Origin of the sequence: Cryobacterium breve (assembly GCF_004402375.1) — a bacterium.
GTDB classification, from domain to species: Bacteria; Actinomycetota; Actinomycetes; order Actinomycetales; family Microbacteriaceae; genus Cryobacterium; species Cryobacterium breve.
Genome location: NZ_SOGJ01000019.1, coordinates 72924 through 93839 on the forward strand (window position 1 = coordinate 72924; position 20916 = coordinate 93839).

At 67.9% G+C, this 20916-nt stretch carries 20 protein-coding genes; 14 read left to right on the plus strand and 6 right to left on the minus strand.

The features are described 5' to 3' along the window. The first annotated feature begins 7 nt into the window (after nt 1-7). Nucleotides 8-787, plus strand: a complete 780-nt coding sequence (locus E3O65_RS07465) for an SDR family oxidoreductase (protein WP_134363115.1) — start codon at nt 8-10, stop codon at nt 785-787. An 18-nt stretch (nt 788-805) separates the two neighbouring features. Here E3O65_RS07465 and E3O65_RS07470 read toward each other — a convergent pair whose 3' ends face one another. The 4 genes from E3O65_RS07470 to E3O65_RS07485 all read right to left on the minus strand — a co-directional run bounded on the left by E3O65_RS07470 (nt 806) and on the right by E3O65_RS07485 (nt 6012). Continuing rightward, nucleotides 806-1861: a 2,3-butanediol dehydrogenase gene (locus E3O65_RS07470; protein WP_134363116.1), complete on the minus strand. Its 1056-nt coding sequence runs from the start codon at nt 1859-1861 to the stop codon at nt 806-808. 152 nt (nt 1862-2013) lie between these two features. Continuing rightward, nucleotides 2014-3657 carry a solute symporter family protein gene (locus tag E3O65_RS07475; RefSeq protein ID WP_134363117.1) on the minus strand — a complete coding sequence of 548 codons (1644 nt, stop codon included), beginning with the start codon at nt 3655-3657 and terminating at the stop codon, nt 2014-2016. Next, on the minus strand, nt 3654-4013 hold the full coding sequence (locus tag E3O65_RS07480) for a DUF485 domain-containing protein (protein ID WP_134363118.1): 360 nt from the start codon (nt 4011-4013) through the stop codon (nt 3654-3656). Before E3O65_RS07480 ends, E3O65_RS07475 begins: the two co-directional genes overlap by 4 nt. 64 nt (nt 4014-4077) lie before the next feature. Next, complete coding sequence (locus tag E3O65_RS07485; RefSeq protein WP_134363119.1) at nt 4078-6012, minus strand: AMP-binding protein; 1935 nt, start codon at nt 6010-6012, stop codon at nt 4078-4080. An 87-nt stretch (nt 6013-6099) separates the two neighbouring features. Here E3O65_RS07485 and E3O65_RS07490 point away from each other — a divergent pair, with 87 nt between their 5' ends. The 8 genes from E3O65_RS07490 to E3O65_RS07525 are packed head-to-tail and all read left to right on the plus strand — an operon-like array spanning nt 6100 to nt 13102. Next, a complete protein-coding gene (locus E3O65_RS07490; RefSeq protein ID WP_241985731.1) occupies nt 6100-6798 on the plus strand; it encodes a GntR family transcriptional regulator in 699 nt (232 codons plus the stop codon). Nucleotides 6799-6810: 12 nt separating this feature from the next. Then, nucleotides 6811-8349, plus strand: a complete 1539-nt coding sequence (locus E3O65_RS07495; RefSeq protein ID WP_134363121.1) for an MmgE/PrpD family protein — start codon at nt 6811-6813, stop codon at nt 8347-8349. Beyond that, nucleotides 8349-9260 carry a methylisocitrate lyase gene (gene prpB, locus E3O65_RS07500; protein WP_134363122.1) on the plus strand — a complete coding sequence of 304 codons (912 nt, stop codon included), beginning with the start codon at nt 8349-8351 and terminating at the stop codon, nt 9258-9260. Before E3O65_RS07495 ends, prpB begins: the two co-directional genes overlap by 1 nt. A gap of 48 nt (nt 9261-9308) precedes the next feature. Beyond that, nucleotides 9309-10439: a bifunctional 2-methylcitrate synthase/citrate synthase gene (locus tag E3O65_RS07505; protein ID WP_134363123.1), complete on the plus strand. Its 1131-nt coding sequence runs from the start codon at nt 9309-9311 to the stop codon at nt 10437-10439. Nucleotides 10440-10475: 36 nt separating this feature from the next. Next, complete coding sequence (locus tag E3O65_RS07510; protein ID WP_134363124.1) at nt 10476-11087, plus strand: phosphoribosyltransferase; 612 nt, start codon at nt 10476-10478, stop codon at nt 11085-11087. Next, nucleotides 11084-11803: a Type 1 glutamine amidotransferase-like domain-containing protein gene (locus E3O65_RS07515; protein ID WP_134363125.1), complete on the plus strand. Its 720-nt coding sequence runs from the start codon at nt 11084-11086 to the stop codon at nt 11801-11803. The genes E3O65_RS07510 and E3O65_RS07515 overlap by 4 nt, the downstream gene beginning before the upstream one ends. Nucleotides 11804-11810: 7 nt before the next feature. Beyond that, on the plus strand, nt 11811-12497 hold the full coding sequence (locus E3O65_RS07520) for a uracil-DNA glycosylase (RefSeq protein WP_134363126.1): 687 nt from the start codon (nt 11811-11813) through the stop codon (nt 12495-12497). Nucleotides 12498-12523: 26 nt separating this feature from the next. Further along, nucleotides 12524-13102, plus strand: a complete 579-nt coding sequence (locus tag E3O65_RS07525) for a GNAT family N-acetyltransferase (protein ID WP_174722274.1) — start codon at nt 12524-12526, stop codon at nt 13100-13102. A gap of 81 nt (nt 13103-13183) precedes the next feature. Here the strand turns inward: E3O65_RS07525 and E3O65_RS07530 are convergent, their stop codons facing one another. Beyond that, nucleotides 13184-14002 (minus strand): SDR family NAD(P)-dependent oxidoreductase, encoded by an 819-nt coding sequence (locus E3O65_RS07530; RefSeq protein ID WP_134363127.1) that lies wholly within the window; start codon nt 14000-14002, stop codon nt 13184-13186. Between the two features lie 40 nt (nt 14003-14042). Between E3O65_RS07530 and E3O65_RS07535 the strand changes: the two genes are divergently transcribed. Both E3O65_RS07535 and E3O65_RS07540 read left to right on the plus strand, forming a co-directional pair. Beyond that, nucleotides 14043-14405 (plus strand): hypothetical protein, encoded by a 363-nt coding sequence (locus E3O65_RS07535; protein ID WP_134363128.1) that lies wholly within the window; start codon nt 14043-14045, stop codon nt 14403-14405. A gap of 63 nt (nt 14406-14468) precedes the next feature. After that, the gene (locus E3O65_RS07540) at nt 14469-15956 is read left to right on the plus strand and encodes an amidase (protein WP_134363129.1); all 1488 of its coding nucleotides are present in this window, start codon (nt 14469-14471) and stop codon (nt 15954-15956) included. Here E3O65_RS07540 and E3O65_RS07545 read toward each other — a convergent pair. Beyond that, the gene (locus E3O65_RS07545) at nt 15898-17964 is read right to left on the minus strand and encodes an MMPL family transporter (RefSeq protein WP_134363130.1); all 2067 of its coding nucleotides are present in this window, start codon (nt 17962-17964) and stop codon (nt 15898-15900) included. The genes E3O65_RS07540 and E3O65_RS07545 overlap by 59 nt on opposite strands. Before the next feature lie 62 nt (nt 17965-18026). Here E3O65_RS07545 and E3O65_RS07550 point away from each other — a divergent pair, with 62 nt between their 5' ends. The 3 genes from E3O65_RS07550 (at nt 18027) to E3O65_RS07560 (ending at nt 20620) form a co-directional block, all read left to right on the plus strand. Then, nucleotides 18027-18551: a MarR family winged helix-turn-helix transcriptional regulator gene (locus tag E3O65_RS07550; protein WP_241985730.1), complete on the plus strand. Its 525-nt coding sequence runs from the start codon at nt 18027-18029 to the stop codon at nt 18549-18551. 66 nt (nt 18552-18617) lie between these two features. Next, complete coding sequence (locus tag E3O65_RS07555) at nt 18618-19127, plus strand: Fur family transcriptional regulator (protein ID WP_241985729.1); 510 nt, start codon at nt 18618-18620, stop codon at nt 19125-19127. Further along, nucleotides 19124-20620 carry a catalase gene (locus E3O65_RS07560; RefSeq protein ID WP_134363131.1) on the plus strand — a complete coding sequence of 499 codons (1497 nt, stop codon included), beginning with the start codon at nt 19124-19126 and terminating at the stop codon, nt 20618-20620. The genes E3O65_RS07555 and E3O65_RS07560 overlap by 4 nt, the downstream gene beginning before the upstream one ends. The last annotated feature ends 296 nt before the right edge of the window (nt 20621-20916 follow it).

Sequence of the window (20916 nt, forward strand, 5' to 3'; positions counted from 1 at the left end):
TGTAGTCATGGGAACACACAGAGTCGTTGTAACCGGGGCGAGTTCGGGAATCGGAGCGGCCACAGTGCGCCTGTTCCGCCAGCGAGGCTGGGACGTGGTGGGGGTGGCCCGCCGCGCCGACCGGCTGGCGGACCTGCACGCCCAGACCGGGGCGGAAGTCTTCACAGCCGACCTCACCCGGCAATCCGACGTCGATGCGCTGCGCGACTACCTGGCTGCGTCCGGACCGGTGCACGCGCTGGTGAACAACGCTGGCGGCGCGATCGGGCTGGATTCCGTGGAGGACTCGTTGATCGAGGACTGGTCGTGGATGTTCGAGATCAACGTGCTCGCCGTCAAACGGGTCACAAGCGCCGTGCTGCCGCTGCTGCGGGCGACGATCCGCGCGGAGGGTGGCTCCGCCGACATCGTCACGGTCACGTCGATCGCCGGTCATGTCGCCTATCTCGGTGGTGGGGGCTACAACGCGGCGAAGTTCGCCGCGCATGCCCTGATGGAAGTGTTGCGCCTGGAATTGAACGGAGAGCCGATCCGGGTGATCGAGGTAGCCCCAGGCATGGTGCAGACCGAGGAATTCGGGCTGGTGCGGTTCAACGGTGATGCGGAGAAAGCGGCCGCGGCCTACGCCGGGGTGCCTGATCCGCTCACCGCCGAGGATATTGCGGAAACGATCGTGTCGAGCGTGGAACGCCCGGCGCACGTCAATCTGGACCTGATCGTGATCAAGCCGGTCGCGCAGGCGGCCCCCACCCGAATCGCGCGGGGGCCGCTGGCACCGACAGGCTGACGCGCTCACGCATGGTCCCTAGGGGTGGACCAGGATCTTCACTGCGGTGTCGTTGTGGTTGACCAGGGTGTCGAAACCCTCGGTCACGAGGTCGTCGAGCGCGATCCGGCCGGTGATGAACGGCTTGAGGTCGATCTTGCCGCTCGTCACCAGGGAGATCGTCTCCTCGTGGTCGCGCACGTACGCGATGGTGCCGCGCAGGTCGATCTCCTTGAGCACGAGCTTCTGCATGTCCAGCGTGGCCGGGTGTCCCCAGATGGAGACGTTGACGAGCACGCCGGCCGGGCGCAGGGCGTCGAGCAGCGTGTCGAGAACGATGTTGACGCCGGCGCATTCGAACGCGACATCCGCGCCGACGCCGCCGGTGAGCTCGAGCACCCGTGCCTTGACGTCCTCCGTGGTCGGGTCGATGACGTAGTCAGCGGCGCCGCTCGAGAGGGACTTCTCCTTGCGGGCGGTGCTCAGCTCGGAGATGATCGTCGTTACGCCGTTCCCCTTGAGGATAGCGGCCGTCAGCAGGCCGATGGGCCCGGCGCCGCCGATGATGGCGACGTCTCCGGACTTCGCACCGCTGCGGACCACGGCGTGGTGTGCAACGGATAGCGGCTCGATCAGCGCGGCCTCGTCGAGGGGAATGTCACCGATCGGGTGCACCCAACGCTGGTCGACGACGACTTTCTCACTCAGACCGCCGCCACCGCCGGCGAGTCCGATGAAGCCCATCTTCTCGCAGAGGTGGTAGTTGCCCGCCGCGCAGGGCGGGCACTCGTTGCAGACGAAGTAGGGCTCCACGACGACGTTGTCGCCGACCTTGAGGTTCTCGACGCCGTCGCCGACCTCTTCGATGGTGCCGGAGAACTCATGGCCCATGGTGACCGGGAGGGATTCGTGGGACAGCGGATGCGGGTGGCCGGGCTCCGAGATGAAGATGGGGCCGTCCAGGTACTCGTGCAGGTCGGTACCGCAGATTCCGCACCAGGCGACGGCGATCTTCACTGTGCCGCTGCGGGTCTCTGGCTCGTCGATGTCTTCAATGCGGACATCTTTGCGGCCATGGAAACGTGCTGCTTTCATTCGGAATCTTCTCCAGTATTGCGTCGTGGGCTCGGCACAGGCGAATGGCCTGGCCCTCTAGCTCGCGGACGACACTACTCCCCCCGACTGGGGTGCAGCCGAGGGGAGTAGGGGTCATACCGGTTGTGCCGGTGTGTTCAGTGCTGCGTGAGTCAGTGCTCGGAGGCCTTCTCGGCGCCGAAGCCGGTCATGGACCGAACGGACATCTCCGCGGCCAGCAGCGGGTCTTCCTTGCGGGTGCTGGTGACCGAGCCGAGCCAGCCGAGGAAGAACCCGACCGGGATGGAGATGATGCCGGGGTTACTCAGCGGGAACCAGGCGAAGTCGACGCCGGCGCCGAACATCGACGTCTCCGTGCCGGAGAAGACCGGAGAGAAGATGATCAGTCCGACGGTGACGCCGAGGCCGCCGTACATGCTCCACACGGCGCCGCGGGTGGTGAAGCCGCGCCAGAAGAGGGAGTACAGGATGGTCGGCAGGTTGGCGCTCGCCGCGACGGCGAAGGCCAGGGCGACCAGGAAGGCGATGTTCTGCCCCTGTACGCCGATGCCGCCGGCGATCGAGAGGATTCCGATCACGACGACGGTGCGACGGGCGACCTTGACCTCCGCGTCGGGGTCACCCTTACCCTTCTTGATCACGCTCATGTAGATGTCGTGCGCGAACGAGGTGGCGGCGGTGATCGTGATCCCGGCCACGACGGCCAGGATGGTGGCGAATGCGATGGCGGAGATGAAGCCGAGCAACAGCGGACCGCCGAGGGCGAGCGACAGCAGCGGTGCGGCCGAGTTCACGCCGCCGGGAGCGGCCAGGATGGTGTCGGCGCCCACGAGCGCGGCGGCACCGAAGCCGAGCACCAGGGTGAACAGGTAGAACGCGCCGATCAGCCAGATCGCCCAGACCACCGAGCGGCGGGCCTCCTTGGCACTGGGTACCGTGTAGAAGCGCATCAGCACGTGCGGCAGTCCCGCGGTGCCGAGCACCAGGGCGATGGCCAGCGAGACGAAGTCGAGCGGGTTCTCGCCGTACTTCAGGCCCGGCACCAGGATGGCGTCAGCCGGCACGCTCGTGGAGGCAGCGATGGCCGAGTCCAGCAGTGCCGAGAAGTTGAAGCCGTTGATGGCCAGCACCCAGATCGTCATCGCGAATGCGCCGATGATGAGCAGGAAGGCCTTGATGATCTGCACCCAGGTCGTGCCCTTCATGCCGCCGATGAGCACGTACATGATCATCAGGCCGCCGACGACCGTGACGACCACCGATTGACCGAGCTTGTCGTTGATGCCGAGGAGCAGCGACACGAGGCCACCGGCTCCGGCCATCTGGGCAAGGAGGTAGAAGAAGCAGACGGCCAGGGTGGTGGTCGCCGCCGCCACGCGCACGGGGCCTTGCCGCAGGCGGAAGGAGAGCACGTCGGCCATGGTGTACTTGCCGGTGTTGCGCATCAGCTCGGCCACGAGCAGCAGGGCGACGAGCCAGGCCACGAGGAAACCGATCGAGTACAGGAAGCCGTCATAGCCGCTGACCGCGATCGCCCCGACGATGCCGAGGAAGGATGCCGCGGAGAGGTAGTCGCCGGCGATGGCGAAACCGTTCTGCGGGCCGGTGAAGGAGCGGCCGCCGGTGTAGTAGTCCGCGGCGGTCTTGTTGTTGCGTCCGGCACGGATGACGACGATCAGGGTCACCGCCACGAAGGCGAGGAAGATCGAGATGTTGAGTACGGGATTGTTCTCCGTGGTCTCGACGGCCTGGGCCAGTCGGCCCGGCAGCGCCTGCAGGATGCTGGGTGCGATCATTTCTTGTCCATCCCCTCAAGCTCGGCGCGCAGCTCTGCCCCGAGAGGGTCCAGGCGGCGGTTCGAGTACGACACGTACCACATGGTGATCGCGAAGGTGGTGACGAACTGGCCGAGGCCGAGCACCAGTCCGAGGTTGAATCGTCCGAAGACGGGAATCGCCATCACGTCGGGCAGATAGGCCGCGACGAGCACGAAGGCGAAGTACCAGAGGAAGAAGAACGCGGCCAACGGCAGCACGAACCTACGGCGCTGTTTCTTCAGCTGGATGAACTTCGGTGTCTTCTCATACGCAATGTAGTCGATGGCGGACGGCGTTACTCCGTCCGAAAGTGTGTCTTTCAGTGATTCCGTCATGCGGGCTCCTTTGCTCCGGTGAGGGGATGTGACTGTGGCGGATGGTGCTGGGGTGATCTATGGGTCAGGGGCGCGGGCTGACGCCGTGCACGGCCTGCTTCAGAGCGTCGAGGACCGTGGGATCTTCGATCGTGGGCGGCACCGTGCAGGGCTCGCCGTCGACGATTTGGCGGATGGTCTTGCGGAGGATCTTTCCCGATCGGGTCTTGGGCAGCCGGTCCAGGATGGTCACATCGCGGAACGCGGCCACCGGTCCGACATGCTCCCGCACCAGCGCGATGAGTTCCGCGGCGAGGGTGTCATGGTCGATCGACGCACCGGCCTTGAGCGTGACGAATCCGGCCGCGCGCTGACCCTTGAGCGGGTCATGCACACCCAGCACGGCACACTCGGCGACCGCGGGGTGCAGCGTGAGCACCTCCTCCAGCGAACCGGTGGACAGGCGGTGCCCCGCCACGTTGATCACATCGTCGGTGCGGCCCATCACATAGAGGTAGCCGTCATCGTCGAAGTGGCCGGAATCACCGGTGGCGTAGTACCCGGGGAAGGCCGACAGGTAGGCGCTGGCGTAACGGTCCTCGCTGTCCCAGATCCCGAGCAGTGTGCCGGGCGGCAGTGGCAGTCGGATGGCGATGTTGCCGTCCTTGCCGGCCCGCTTGACCGGCTTGCCCTTCGAATCGAGGATGGCAATGTCATAGCCGGGAACCGGGAAGGTGGCCGAGCCCGGCTTCGTTTCGATGTCGGCGATTCCGCGCGGGTTCGCGCAGATCGCCCAGCCGGTCTCGGTCTGCCACCAGTGGTCGACCACGGGGCAATGCAACCCGTCGTTGGCCCAGTGGTAGGTTTCCGGGTCGAGGCGTTCGCCGGCCACGAACAGCCCGTGCAGGCTGGACACATCGTGCCGGTCCAGTTCGAGCAGGTCGGGATCGACCCGGCGGATGGCGCGGATGGCCGTGGGCGCCGTGAACAGGACCGACACCCGGTAGTCCTCCACCACGCGCCAGAACGCACCGGCATCCGGTGTTCCGACCGGCTTGCCCTCGAAGATCACGGTGGTGGCGCCGGCGAGTAGCGGAGCATAGACGATATAGGAGTGGCCGACCACCCAGCCGACGTCGGACGCGGCCCAGAAGACGTCGCCGGCCTTCACGTTGTAGATGTTGGCCATCGACCAGGCCAGCGCGACGGCGTGACCGCCGGTGTCGCGCACGATGCCCTTCGGGTTCCCCGTCGTACCGGAGGTGTAGAGGATGTAGAGCGGGTCTTCGGAGCGCAGGCTGACCGGCCCTGCTGCGATGGCCTCGTTCTCCTCGTGGGCCCAGTCCAGCCAGGCCACGTCGCTCGTGCCGGCGTAGTCGGCGGCGCAGCCGGGGATCATCTCGCGGTCGCGCACGATCACGGCGCGCACCGAGCCCTTGCTGCGGGCGAGTGCCTTCTCCACCAAAGGTAGGTACTCGATCGCGCGCCCCGGTTCCAGGCCGCCGGAAGCCGTGACGATGACGGTGGGCCGGGCATCGTCGATCCGGACCGCGAGCTCGCTGGCGGCGAAGCCGCCGAAGACGACGGAGTGGATGGCGCCGATGCGGGCACAGGCCAGCATCGCCACGATGGCCTCGGGGATCATCGGCAGGTAGACGATCACCCGGTCCCCCTTACCGACCCCGTTGGCGAGGAGCACCCCGGCGAAGCGTTCGACGCGGCCGAGCAGCTCCCGGTAGCTCAGGCGCACCCTGGTGCCCGACATGGCGGAGTCGTAGATGACGGCCGTCTGCTCGCCGCGGCCCGCGAGCACGTGCCGGTCGAGGGCGTTGTAGCTGGTGTTCAGCTCGCCGTCCGGGAACCAGCGCCAGGTGCCCGGGGAGCGTTCCTCCAGCGCCACCTGCGGTGGTGTGACCCAGTCGATGGCCTGCGCGGCCTCCAGCCAGAACGCCGAACGCGTGTCGGCGTCGACGCTTCGTTTCCACAGGTCGTGATACCCCGCTGCCGCTTCCCCTGACATTCGAACCTCCCCGTTGAAGTTCCTATGTATACATAGAATTCGTGAAGTCTGGCACATATCACTCTCAAAGGGAATAACATGTCGTCTGTGTATACAGAAACCCCAACGACGGGGAACACGACCCCGGTTCGCGCCAGTGAGCGCGCCTACCGTCAGCTGCGCGTCGAGATCCTCGACGGCTTCCTCGCGCCCGGAACAGTGCTGCTCGAGGTGGAGCAGTCGGCCCGGATCGGAGTGTCGCGCACCCCGCTGCGCGCGGCCGTCGCGCGGCTGATCGCCGACGGCCTGGTGGCCGGCCGGCCCGGCCGGGGCTTCATGGTGACCGAGATGAGCCTGGACAGCATCCGTGAGCTCTACGAGGTGCGCCGCGCCCTGGAGGAACACGCCGCTCGCATCGCCGCCGAGCGCCGGGACCCGGCGGTCTTCGACGCCCTGCGCACACAGTTCCTCGCAGCCCCCGAACTGCTCCAGCACGGCGAGGCGGGACTGCGCCGCTACTACGACCTGATCGACGAGTTCGACCAGGCCCTCGACGACGCCGTGGCGAACCCCTTCCTCGTGGGGGCGCTCGCCGGAGTGCGCACGCACCTCGCCCGCATCCGTCGCCTGGCCCGGGACAACCCGGCCCGGCTCCGAGCGGCTGCCGTGGAGCACCTGCTCATCGTCGAGGCCGTCGCGGCCGGCGATTCGTCGTTGGCCGCCCACGCCACCCATGTCCACCTCAACCAGAGCCTGCGGAGCGTCCTTGCGGCGATCCAGGCGTCCGCGGCCGAACCGGTCGACTAACCGAAAGGACCCATCGTGCAGCTTCACCACGTTCGAGTGCATCGCAGCGACGAGAACCTCGCCCGCACCGACCAGCTCGCCTGGAAGATCGCGGAGGTCGCCGCTGACCCCGTCGCGGTGAGCGACGAGGTGACCGAGATGATCATCAACCGGGTCATCGACAACGCCGCGGTCGCCGCGGCGTCGCTGACCCGGCAGCCGGTGGTGGCCGCCCGCTCGCAGGCGCTGGCCCATCCGCGCTCGTTCAACGGGGTCGGGGCGACGGTGTTCGGCGAACAGCGCTCCCGCCGGGTGTCACCGGAGTGGGCAGCTTGGGCCAACGGCGTGGCGGTGCGCGAGCTCGACTACCACGACACCTTCCTCGCCGCCGAGTACTCCCACCCGGGCGACAACATCCCGCCGGTCGTTGCCGTCGCCCAGCACCTCGCCACCGCGCGCGGACTGACCGGGCGTGAGCTGGTGCGCGGCATCGCCACGGGTTACGAGATCCAGATCGACCTCGTCAAGGCAATCAGCCTGCACGCGCACAAGATCGACCACGTGGCGCACCTCGGCCCGTCGGCCGCCGCCGGCATCGGCACCCTGCTCGGCCTCGACGCCGAGACCATCTTCCAGGCGGTGGGGCAGGCACTGCACACCACGACGGCCACCCGCCAGTCGAGGAAGGGCGAGATCTCCAGCTGGAAGGCGCACGCGCCGGCCTTCGCCGGCAAGATGGCGGTGGAAGCGGTCGACCGCGCGATGCGCGGCGAAACCAGCCCCACCCCGATCTACGAGGGCGAAGACGGCGTGATCGCCTGGCTGCTCGACGGTCCGGATGCCGCCTACGAGGTGTCGTTGCCCGCGAACGGCGAGACGAAGCGTGCCATCCTCGACAGCTATACCAAGGAGCATTCTGCCGAGTACCAGGCGCAGGCCTGGATCGACCTGGCCCGCAAACTCCACCGCGAGCACCCGCAGCTGGTGGATCCCGCCAACGTCGCATCCGTCCTCATCCACACCAGCCACCACACCCACTATGTGATCGGTTCGGGCGCGAACGACCCGCAGAAGTACGACCCCACGGCCAGCAGGGAGACCCTCGACCACTCGATTCCCTATATTTTCACGGTCGCCCTGCAGGACGGCCGCTGGCACCACGTTGACTCCTACCGGCCCGAGCGCGCCGGCCGTGCCGACACGATCGACCTGTGGAACAAGGTGACCACCACGGAGGACCCGGAATGGACCCGACGGTACCACTCGCTCGACCCTGCGGAGAAAGCATTCGGCGGCCGCGTCGAGATCGAGCTCACCGACGGCAGCCGGATCGTCGACGAGATCGCCGTGGCCGACGCCCACCCGCTGGGTGCGAAGCCGTTCGGTCGGGCCGAATACGTGAACAAGTTCCGCACTCTGGCGCAGGACGTCGTGGAGGAGGGCGAGATCGTGCGCTTCCTCAGCGCGGCCGAGCGTCTCCCACGTCTCGGTGCCGGCGAGCTCGGCCAGCTCACCATCGTGGCCCACAACGGCCTGCTCGCCTCACTCCCCACTCCGAACGGAATCTTTTGATGCTGTACTCGCAAGTCACTCCTGCCGACAAGCGGGCCGCGTTCCGCGAGGACCTCGCGAGCGGCCGTCTCCTGCGCTTCCCCGGAGCGTTCAACCCGCTCTCTGCCCGATTGATCGCGGCCAAGGGTTTCGAGGGCGTGTACGTGTCGGGCGCAGTGCTCTCGGCCGACCTCGGCCTGCCCGACATCGGCCTGACCACACTCACCGAGGTTGCCGGCCGCAGCCAGCAGATCGCCCGGATGAGCGACTTGCCCACGATCGTGGACGCCGACACCGGCTTTGGCGAGCCGATGAACGTGGCGCGCACCATCCAGACCCTTGAGGATGCCGGACTGGCAGGCATGCACATCGAGGACCAGGTCAATCCGAAACGCTGCGGGCACCTCGACGGCAAGCAGGTCGTCGACGAGTCCACGGCAGCCAAGCGCATCCGCGCGGCGGTGGACGCCCGGCGCGACCCGAACTTCCTGATCATGGCGCGCACGGACATCCGTGCCGTCGACGGTCTGGCCGCCGCCGTCGACCGGGCGAAAATGCTCGTCGACGCGGGCGCCGACGCGATCTTCCCCGAGGCGATGGCGTCGCTGGGCGAGTTCGCCGCGATCCGCGCGGCCGTGGACGTGCCGGTGCTGGCCAACATGACCGAGTTCGGAAAGGGGGAGCTCTACACCACCACGCAGCTCGCGGATGTCGGCATGAACATCGTCATCTTCCCGGTGTCGCTGCTGCGGCTGGCAATGGGGGCCGCCGAGCGCGGCCTCGACACCATCGAGACGGAGGGGTCGCTGACCTCGCTGCTGCCCGAGATGCAGCACCGGGCACGGCTCTACGAACTGCTCGACTACGAGTCGTACAGCCACTTCGATTCGGGCGTCTTCAATTTCACCCTCAACCCGGACGTCGCCTCCTAAGCAACGACGTCCCGCAACCGGCACACTTCCACAACGCAAAGGAGCGACATGAGTCAGAACGAACCGACGGTCTTCAAGGGTCTGGCCGGCGTCGTGGTCGACCGCACCCAGGTGTCCAAGGTCAACCCCGAATCGAACTCACTGCTGTACCGCGGATACCCGGTGCAGGAGCTAGCGGCGCAGAAGAGCTTCGAGGAGGTGGCCTACCTGCTCTGGCACGGCGAGCTGCCGACCGACGCCGAACTGGGCGAATTCGAAGAGCAGGAGCGCTCGCTCCGGCATCTCGCGCCCGCTGTGAAGCGTCTCATCGACGAGTTGCCGATGTCGGCGCATCCGATGGATGTGGTGCGCACGGCGGTCAGCCTGATCGGCGCGAACGATCCCGAGGCGGCCGATGCGTCGCCGGCGGCCAACCGGGCCAAGGGCCTGCGGCTCTGGGCGCAGATGCCGTCGATCGTGGCCTACGATCAACGCCGCCGCCACGGCCTCGACCTGATCGAACCGCGGAGCGACTTGGGCTACTCGGCCAACTTCCTCTTCATGACGTTCGGCGAGGTGCCCGAGCTGGTGGTCGTGAACGCGTTCGACGTGTCGATGATCATGTACGCGGAGCACTCCTTCAACGCGTCCACGTTCACCGCCCGAGTGATCACGTCCACCCTGTCCGACCTGCATTCCGCGGTCACGGGTGCCATCGGCGCCCTCAAGGGCGCCCTGCACGGCGGTGCGAACGAGGCCGTGATGCACATCTTCGACGAGATCGGGCTCGGGCTGGGTGCGGGGGAGCGCGCTGAGGCCTGGCTCAACGAGACCCTCGCAGCCAAGCGCAAGGTGATGGGCTTCGGCCACCGCGTGTACAAGCACGGCGACTCGCGGGTTCCGACCATGCGCACCGCGTTGGTCACCCTGGTCGAACACTACGAGCGGCCCGATCTGCTCGAGCTTTACGAATCCTTGGAGGAAGGGATGACGACGCGCACCGGCATCCTGCCGAATCTCGACTATCCGTCGGGACCGGCGTACCACCTGATGGGCTTCGACACCCTCACGTTCACGCCGATCTTCGTCGCGGCCCGGTTGACCGGGTGGACCGCGCACATCATCGAGCAGGCGGCGTCGAATGCCCTGATCCGGCCGCTCTCGCTGTACGACGGTCACGACGAGCGGCACCTCGCCTGACCGGGCGGTGGCCGTGTCGTGACCTACCATTGGGAAATGGGATTCGACGCGGACGACGCTGCTAGTGATGTGACCGGTATTGAGCGGGAAGTGTTGGGCTGGGACGTGTTCGCGGACGCGTCCCGCCAGCTGTCCTCGGCGGTGCTGTCGAGCGGCTTCCGGCCGGATGTCGTGATCGCCATCGCCCGTGGCGGGCTGCTGCTCGCCGGCGCGATGTCGTACGCGCTGGGCACCAAGAACTGCGGCAGCATCAACGTGCAGTTCTACACGGGCGTGGATGAGCGCCTGCCCGAGCCGATCCTGTCCGGACCGATGCTCGACGCTCCGTCGCTGACCGGCCTGCGCGTGCTGCTGGTGGACGACGTGTCAGACTCCGGGCACACGCTCGCGATGGTCGTCGCGTTGTTGCGGGAGACCGCCTGCGAGGTGCGAACCGCCACCCTCTACACGAAGCCCCGCACGGTTCTGGTTCCCGATTTCACCTGGTGCGAGACGGATGCCTGGATCGTGTTCCCCTGGTCGTCGCTGCCGCCCGTGGCCGAGAGCCTCGCGGGGGCGAGCCTGCCCGCCGACACTCTGCCGGCCGCGAGCCTGCTTGCCGCCAGCCTGCCCCTCGTCGCCCGGCGCGCGGCGGGCGCCGCGCTGTGAGCGTGCACCTGGTCGGCGGCGGCTGGAACGCCCAGACCGACGCGGGCGTCTACGGCGCCTTCCTGGCCGAGGCCGCGGCGCGCGGCGCCGCCCTCGGTCGCACCGAGCCGGTCCTCGCGGTCCTCGTCGTGCGCGACGGGGACGGGGCCGAACACTCCGCCAACCTGGTCGCTGCGGTGTCCGCGGCCGGCGTATTCGATGCCAGGATCACCGTTATTGCCCCGGGTGACGAGTTTGCCCTGACGGCTGTGGCGGAGGTCGATGGCATTCTCATCGGCGGTGGGGTCACCCCCGCCTACCTCGCAGCGGTGGCCCCGGTCGCCGGCGAGATCCGGCGCCAGGTGGCGGCCGGCATCCCGTATCTCGGATTCTCGGCCGGCGCGATGATCGCAGCCGAACGTGCCCTGATCGGCGGTTGGCGGATGGGCGGGGTCGAGGTCAGTGGACAGAACGCCGCCGAGGGTCTCGACGAGATCACCATCGAACCCGGCATCGGACTGCTCGACGTGACCGTGGAGGTGCACGCCGCCCAGTGGGGCACGCTGTCCCGGCTGGTTGCGGCCACCGAGGCCGGCCTGATCGACGGCGGACTCGCCATCGACGAGAACACCGCGCTGGTTGTCGGTGAGGGTGCTCTCGGCGTCGTCGGGGCCGGTAGTGTCTGGCGGGTCAGCCAGGCCGACGGCGGCGTTCTCGTGAGCACCTTCGGAGCCTGACGCCGACATGCCCTTCACCGCCGAAGATCTGGCCCGCAGCGGAGCCGTCGACGCGGGCTGGGCTGCGGCGCTCGCGCCCATCGGGCCGCAGATCGACGCGATGGGGGAGTTCCTCGACGCCGAGACCCGGAGTGGCCGCCTCTGGCTGCCCGAGCCGCAAAACGTGTTCCGCGCCTTCACCCAGCCGTTCGAGGCGGTGCGCGTGCTCATTGTCGGCCAAGACCCGTATCCGACTCCGGGGCATCCGATCGGGCTGGCTTTCGCGGCAGAGGCCCACGTGCGCCCACTTCCGCGGAGCCTCGCCAACATCTACCGGGAACTGCGTGACGATGTGGGCGTCACGGCCGCCGACGGCGACCTCACCCTGTGGTCGAACCAGGGGGTGCTGCTGCTGAACCGCGTGCTCACGGTGCAGACCGGACTGGCCGGCTCACACCGGCGCCGCGGCTGGGAGACCGTGACCGAGCAGGCCATCCTGGCCCTCGTGGCCCGCGACCGGCCACTGGTGGCGATCCTGTGGGGGAAGGATGCCGGCACGCTGCGGCCCCTGCTCGGTGACACTCCGGTAATCGAATCCGCGCACCCGAGCCCGCTGTCGGCCAGGCGTGGGTTCTTTGGTTCGAAGCCGTTCAGCCGGGCCAACGAATACCTCGTCCGCGCCGGGGCGACCCCGGTGGACTGGTCTCTCGGGTAATCTGGACTTCTCTGGAGGAGTTAGCTGTGCTTGAAGAGGAATACCAGCCGCGACGGCAATTGCCCCGGCACCTGCGACCGACGCCCGCCGAAGAGGCGCCGTTCGGGTTCACCATGCGTGAGGCCCAAATTACGGACCTGCCGTATATCCGGGAGATCTACAACTACTACGTCGCCAACAGCACGGTCACCTTCGACGTCGACCCGATGACGCTGGCCGAATGGCGCAGCAAGTTCTACTACCTCGGTAAGCTCGGGATGCCGTTCATCGTGGCGGTCTCCCCGGCCGACCAACTGCTCGGCTACGCTCTGGTCGGCCCCTGGAAGCAGAAACGCGCCTACCGGTTCACGGTCGAGAACTCGATCTACCTCGGCGCGGCGTCGACGGGAAAGGGCCTGGGTCGGATGCTGCTCGGCGAGCTGATCGAGCGCTCCAAGGCGGCCGGGCTGAAGGAGGTCATCGCGGTCGTCGCCGACCAGGGAGCGGATGCGTCGATCAAGCTGCACCGCGACTTCGGCTTCGAGGAGATCGGCAGGATGGGCAAGGTCGGCTTCAAGTTCGACCGTTGGCTCGGCACCGTCCTCATGCAGAAGAGCCTGAAATAGCGTCCCGGCGGTGAACTGACACGGCGGGGAGTGTGCGGAGATCCGTACACCTTTTTTCGTCGGTTCGAGGGGGCGAGCGGGCTAGCCGGTGGTGCGGTTCAGGTGGCCGGCCACAGTCACGACCACGCGGTGCGGCAGCCGGCCGCCGATACCGGCGAGCAGCGCATTGCGGCGCCCGCTGACGGCATGCGGCGGGGTGGACGCCCGGTCGAGCGCGGCGAAGCTGGTGCGCATGACGTTGTCGACCGTGAGCATGCCGCGCAACGACGAGGCGGAGCGTCCGGCGACGGCGAAGAACTCCGTGCTCACCGGGCCGGGGCAGATGGCCGTCACCTTGAGCCCGGTAGCCCGGGTCTCGTACCAGAGCGCCTCGGTGTAGCTGAGTACATAGGCCTTCGTGGCCGCGTAGACGGCCATCAGCGGCACCGGCTGGAACGACGCCGTGCTGGCCAGGTTGACCAGGGCAGCACTGCCCTTGCTCGTCCGGGCGGTGCTGATGAGCCCGGGCAGCAGCGCGTGCGTGAGCGCGGTCAGCGCCTGCACGTTCAGCGTCACCTGCTGCGCTTCACGCGTCGGGTCGGAGCCCAGCACGGTGCCGTAGGTGCCGAAACCGGCATTGTTGACGAGGGTGCCGACGGTGATTTGGCGCGTTTCAAGGTCGGCGACCAGCTCGCCGACGGCCCCGGGGCGGGCCAGATCGAGCGGGATGACCGTGGCCAGCGTGCCGTACTTCTCGGCCAGCTCCGCGGCGAGGTCTTCCAGGAGTTCCCGGCGGCGGGCGGTGAGAACGAGGTCGGCCCCGCGCCGAGCCAATTCGTGTGCGTAGCCGGCTCCCAGGCCGCTCGAGGCACCCGTGATGAGGGCGGTGGTTCCGATGGGATTGAAGACGGCAGGGGGCATGGAGTCAGGCTACTGGGCGTTTGGCGCGTAAAATCAAGGAATGACGGATGTCCTTCCAGCCCTGCCCGAGCGCCACACCGTGCTGCGCTCCTTCGCGGGCCACCTCGAGGCCGGCCCCGATGCCGTTTTCAACCGGCTCGTGGCCGCCATGGCTGCCGGCGCGTCCGGGGGCGGAAACGTGCAGACCGACCGCGCCCGGCGCATGCTCGTGCTGCGGCGCGGCTGGTGGTACCGCGGCGAGTTCCAGGTGCTGCCCGAGGACGAGACCGGGTCGCTCGTCCAGTACGAGATCGTCAACGTGGCACAGGTGCTGCCGTGGGCCGGCGCGTGGGCGGCGGCATCCTTTCTGCGCGCCGCGCCGCGGGCGTTCCAGGCGCTTCTGACCGGGCTGTCCCACCCCTGACCAGGCCCCCCGCAGGCCGCCGGCGCGCCGCCTGCCGGCCACCCGGCTGACTAGGCTCGAGGAATGGCCGCCCCACACGAATTGACTGCGCTCGAACAATGGCAGGCGCTGCAGAGCGGCGAAATCAGCCCGATCGAGCTGACCGAGCACTATCTCGGCCGGATCGAGGCGCTCGCCCCTGCGCTGGGTGCATTCGTGACCGTGACCTCGGATGCCGCCAGGGAGCGCGCCCGCTTCGTCGGGGAGCACGTGCCGCGCACCATGCCGCTGTGGGGCCTGCCGTTCGCCGACAAGGACCTGCAGCGCCGGGCCGGCGTGCCTGCCCGGTTCGGTTCGCGGCTCATGGCCGACTACGTTCCGACCGAGTCTGACGACCTCGTGCGTGCGCTCGATGAGGCCGGCGGCGTGAGCCTGGGCAAGACCAGCACACCCGAGTTCGGGTTGCCGTCGTATACCGAGACCCTGGCCGGGCCGCCGGCCCGCAACCCCTGGGACCGTTCCCGCGGTGCCGGTGGATCCAGTGGCGGGGCCGCCGTCGCTGTAGCGGCCCGGCTGCTTCCCTTCGCTCCCGGCTCCGACGGCGGCGGCTCGGTGCGGATCCCCGCCGCGGCATGCGGCCTCGTCGGCGTGAAACCGTCCCGCGGTCGGGTGCCCTCCGCGTCGGGCATCGACGCGCTCGGCGGCCTCAGTGTGGCCGGTCCGCTGGCACGGACGGTGGCGGATGCCGCCCTGCTGCTGGACGCGATGATCGTGCCTCGGGGCGGACATCCGCAGCACCTCTTCTCCCTGCGTGCGCCCGGAGACGACGCGCCCCTGCTAGCCGCAGCCGTGCGGGGTGAAGGGCGTTTCCAGCTCGGGGTGATGACGACCTCCGCCTGGGACACGTCCTATCCGATCGAGATCGCTCCGGAGGCCCTAGCCGCCCTCGCGGTAGCCGTCGACGGGTTAGCTGCCCTCGGCCACGGCCTGGAGGAGACCGCGCTGGAACCTGACGACACGTATGCGCCGGCCTTCCGCACCATGTGGCAGGCAGGCGCCGCGGGCATCCCCGCCGATACCCCGGAGCAGGAAGAACTACTCGAACCGCTCACCCGCTGGCTGATGCACCGGGGCCGGGACCTGTCGGCCCGGGATCTCGGTCAGGCGCTCACCGCCCTGTCGGCCTACGAGCGGTCGTTCATCCGTCAGCTATCCTGTTTCGACGCCGTGCTGACCCCGGCGCTCGCGCTCACTCCTCGCCCGCTGGGCTGGTACGACGCCTTCGACGGGGAGCGCAACTTCGCCCAGCAGGTTCAATACACCCCGTTCACATCGATGGTCAATGTGAGCGGGTTGCCCGCGATCGTGCTGCCCGTGGCCGAAACCGCAGCGGGGCTGCCGATGGGCGTTCAACTGATTGGGCGGCCGGGCGGCGAGGCCACGCTGCTGGCACTCGGTGCCCAGCTAGAGCGCCGGCTGCGCTGGCAGCATCGCACGCCGCCCGAGGCCGGCGCTACGCCCGCGGTGCCTTCGCTGCCGGACGGGACGGCCACCAGAAGCGGTCACCGGTGAGGAACACCAGGGCTGGAACCACGAGCGTGCGAACGACGAGCGTGTCGAGCAGCACGCCGATGCAGACGATGACGCCGATCTGCGTCAGTGCCACGACGGGGAGAACGCCCAGCACGGCGAATACCGCCGCGATCAGGATGCCAGCGCTCGTGATGACCGCGCCCGTCGACGACAGGGCCCGCACCATGCCCTCCCTGGTTCCGTAGTGGATGCTCTCCTCCCGGGCCCGGGTGGTGAGGAAGATGTTGTAGTCCACACCAAGGGCCACCAGGAACAGGAACGCGAACAGCACCACGTTGGTATTGAAAGCAGGGAATCCCATCAGGTTCTGGAAGATCCAGTTGGAGGCGCCGAGGCTGGCGAAGAAGGTCGCCAGCACGCTCAGGATCAGCAGCACGGGTGCGACCAGGGAACGCAGCAACAGTGCCAGGATGGCGAACACGATCGCCAGGATCATCGGGATGATCAGGGTCTGGTCGGCCTGGGCGCTCGTCTTGTTATCGAACGCTGTGGCGTCGCTGCCGCCGACCAATGCCTCAGACACGTCGCCCGATGCCTCGGCGTAGGTGCCGCGCAGGGTGTCGATGACGGCGAAGGTCTCATCGCTGCCCGGCTCACTGGCCAGTGACAGGTTCAGCCGAGTGAGCCCGTTCGCGCTCTCCCCGGGCAGCACAGACTCGATGCCGGGCGTCTCGGTGGCAAGCATTGTGGCCTCGGCGACCGCGGCATCCGGAACCAGCACGATGGTCTGGCTGGTCAGCCCGGCCGAGAATGACTCCTCCACGACGGCCTGCGCCTGCACCGACTCGGGCTTGCCGAGCAGCTGGTCGGCCTGCGACAGACCCACGGAGGCGCCGATCAGGCCGAGGCTGAGGGCGCCGATCGCGGCGACGGATGCGGCGGTGACCACGATCGGACGACGCTGCACGCCGCGGCCGAGGCGGGTCCAGAAGCCGGGGCGCAGCTCGGCACCGGCCCCGGGAAGGTAACGGGGGATGAATGGCCAGAACAGGCCGCGGCCGCAGACCACGAGGGCGGCGGGCAGCACGATCAGGGCGAAGATGATGGCGATGACGACGCCGATGGCGCAGGCGAAGCCGAGGGCCCGGTTGCCCGACAGCTCGGCGAACAGCAGGGTGAGCAGGCTGAGCGCGACCGTGCCGCCACTGGCTGCGATGGCTGGGCCGGCGCCGCTCACAGCGGCCAGCATGGCGTCGTTGCGGTTCTCGGTGCGCAGGAGTTCCTCGCGGTAGCGGGCCACGAGCAGCAGGGCGTAGTTCGTGCCGGCGCCGAAGACCAGAACGGATTGGATGCCGGCGACGGAGGGGTCGAGGGTGATGCCGAACGGCTCGGCGAGGGCGCCGACGACGACCGAGGAGAGGCCGTCCGCGATGCCCACGACGACGAGCGGGACGATCCAGAGTACGGGGCTGCGGTAGGTGACGATCAGGAGCACGGCGACGACAATCACGGTGACGAGCAGGAGCCGGAAGTCGGCGCCGGCGAACGCATTCGTGATGTCGGACTGGAAGCCGACGGCGCCGGTGACGTAGGCGTCCAGGCCCTTCGGGAGTCCGTCGGACGCGGCGGCACGGATGTCGGCGGCCGTCTGGCCGATATCGGCATTGGCCTGGTCGGCATCCAACGGAACGATGCTGATGGCCGCCTGACCGTCGTCACTGAATCGCGGCATGGTGGCCGGCGGCGCGATCGACTGGTCCGCCAGGGCGGTAGCGCTCTGGGCGATGGCCGTCTTGTCCGCCGCGGTCAGTCCGGTGCCGTCCCTGGTCCAGACGACGATCGCTGAGGTCTGCTCGGCGGACGGAAACTCGGCGAGAAGTGCGTCGACCTGTGCGGCCTGGCTGGTGGAGGGCAACCCGGAGGTCGGGAACTCCTCGGAGTCGTCTGAGGGGAGGAGGGAGAACATCAAGCCGACGGCGATGATCGTGCCGACCAAAACGATCCAGGCCGTTCGATGACCGGTGATGAACCGCTGAATCGCGAGCAAGATTTCCTCCAATAAGCCTGATTGCTAGGCGGCCTAGCAATGTCCGTAATAGTATGTCTCGTATGGGAGAGCGTCGCAAGTTCGGTCCCGGCCCCGAGGTCGGGTCGATGGGTGCGCCCGGGGGTGGTCCCGAGATGGATTCCGGCCTGCCCGAATCCGCTCGAATCGGCTTCCAGCTCCATGAGATTGTGCATCTGTCGCGTGCCTTCGAGCGCCAGGTCGGTCACGCGCTCGACGTGAATTCCACCGACCTGTCCGCTATGGAGCACCTGATCCAGGAGGGGTCGTTGACCCCCGGTGAGCTTGCCCGACGCCTGGACATCTCCACCGCGGCGACCACTCTCGTGGTTGACCGCCTGGTGGCCCTCGGTCACGCGCAGCGTAATCCGCACGCGTCGGACCGGCGGAAGGTCGTCGTCGTCCCGGCTCCGGAATCGGTTGCCCGCGCTTTCCATGAACTCCTCCCGGTGATCGGGGGAGTGGCCTCGGTCACCGATGAACTCACTGACGACGAACGTCGCGTGATCGAGGCGTTCCTTGACCGGGTCGTCGGCGTCTACTACTCCGCGCTGCGCGCGCCCGCCTGACCTGCCGACGACCAGCCCATTCGCACCGTGTTTTGATTGATTCAAAACAACTGATAGCGTGAGGGCATGACGGAAATCGAACGGATGCGGGCGGCTGAGCCGTCCGACCTGCTCACCGACAGCATCCGCGCCTCGGGTCTCAAGGTCACCGTTCCCCGCTTGGCGGTGTTGCGGGCGCTCGACCAGGCCCCGCACTCGACCGCGGAACGCCTCTTCACCGCGGTGCGCGCCGAGCTTCCAGGCACCTCGCTACAAGCCGTCTATGGCGTGCTCGCCGCGTTCACCGGAGCCGGCATCGCCCGCAAGATCGAACCGGCCGGTTCCCCGGCCCTGTTCGAGCGCCGGGTCGGCGACAATCACCACCACATCGTCTGCACCCGGTGCAGCGCTGTGCACGACGTGGACTGCGCCGTGGGCGAGGCACCCTGCCTGAGGCCGGCGGATGCCTCTGGTTTCGCCGTGCACACCGCCGAGGTCACGTACTGGGGCCTCTGCCCCGGCTGCCAGGCCGCCATGGCCTCATCATCTTCCCCACTCTCCGCACTTATACCGCCGACGAACAAAGGAGCACGATGACTATCAAGCCCACCACCACGCAGACGGGAACGCCCGTCGCCAGCGACGAGCACTCCCTGACCGTCGGAACCGAGGGAGTCACTGCCCTGCACGACGTCTACCTGGTCGAGAAGCTCGCCCAGTTCAACCGTGAGCGCATCCCGGAGCGTGTCGTGCACGCCAAGGGTGGCGGAGCGCACGGCGTCTTCCAGGTCACCGGGGATGTGTCCGCGTACACCCGCGCGGCCGTCTTCCAGCCGGGAGCAACCACCGAGACCCTGCAGCGCTTCTCCAGCGTCGCCGGCGAGCAGGGCAGCCCCGACACCTGGCGGGACGTGCGCGGCTTCTCGGTCAAGTTCTACACGGCCGAGGGCAACTACGACATTGTGGGCAACAACACCCCGGTGTTCTTCATCCGCGACGGCATCAAGTTCCCCGACTTCATCCACTCGCAGAAGCGCCTGCCGGGCTCCGGCCTTCGCGACGCGACCATGCAGTGGGACTTCTGGACTCTGTCCCCGGAATCCGCGCACCAGGTGACCTACCTGATGGGCGACCGCGGTCTGCCGCGCTCATGGCGCGAAATGCCCGGTTTCGGCTCGCACACCTACCAGTGGATCAACGCCGCCGGCGAGCGTTTCTGGGTGAAGTACCACTTCACCTCCAACCAGGGCAACATCGAGATGGAGGGCTCGGAAGCCGAGCTCATCGCCGGCGCCGACGCCGACTACTACCGTCGGGACCTGCACGACGCGATCGAGGCCGGAAACTTCCCGTCCTGGGATGTCTCGGTGCAGATCATGCCGTACGAGGACGCCAAGACCTACCGGTTCAACCCGTTCGACCTCACCAAGGTGTGGCCGCACGCGGACTATCCGCTGGTCAAGGTCGGCACGCACACGCTGAACCGCAACCCGGCGAACTTCTTCGCGGAGATCGAGCAGGCCGCGTTCTCCCCGGCCAACTTCGTGCCCGGAATTGGGGCGAGCCCCGACAAGATGCTGATGGCGCGCATCTTCTCCTACCCGGACGCCCAGCGCTACCGCGTCGGCACGAACTTCACTCAGCTGCCGGTGAACGCCGCGAAGGCCCCCGTGAACAACTACTCGCAGGATGGCGCCGCCCGCTATCACTTCAACGCGACGGAAGCCCCGAACTACGCTCCGAACTCGCTCGGCGGCCCCGCGGCCGACCCGCAGGCGGCAACCGACGGCAGTTGGGAGAACGACGGTGAACTCGTGCGTGCCGCCGCGGCGCTGCGCAGTGAGGACAGCGACTTCGGTCAGGCCGGAACGTTGTACCGCGATGTCTTCGACGACGCTGCCAAGGCGCGCTTCCTCGATACCATCACCGGTGCCATCAGCGGGGTGCAGCGCCCCGAGGTGACGGAGCGCGCGATCGCCTACTGGAGCAGCGTGGACGCCGACCTCGGCGTGAAGCTGCGCGCGAACCTCGCCAGCTGGGCCGAAGCCGACCTACTGGTCGAGGCCGCCGCCGGCTACGCCGCGGAGTAGCAGTAACGCTGCACCCGCAGCATCCGGCATATCAAGAACGCCCGGCCTCTGTCGAGGTCGGGCGTTCTCGCGCCCGTGGCGTCTTTGCGATGATCCCAGTGGATTGGCGAGTCTCAGACGGAGCGTCGCGGGTGCTGTCGAACCAATTCGACGGAGATTTTCAGGAAAATGCGGGTTTTCGGGCGATGTCAAGCTGACTGGAGTCACTTGGGTTAGTTTGTGGCGGTTTCGTCGGCGAGGTGATTGATCCCGACGAGGCTGGCTGGTGCGGGTGTTGTTGGTCGTTCACGGAATCG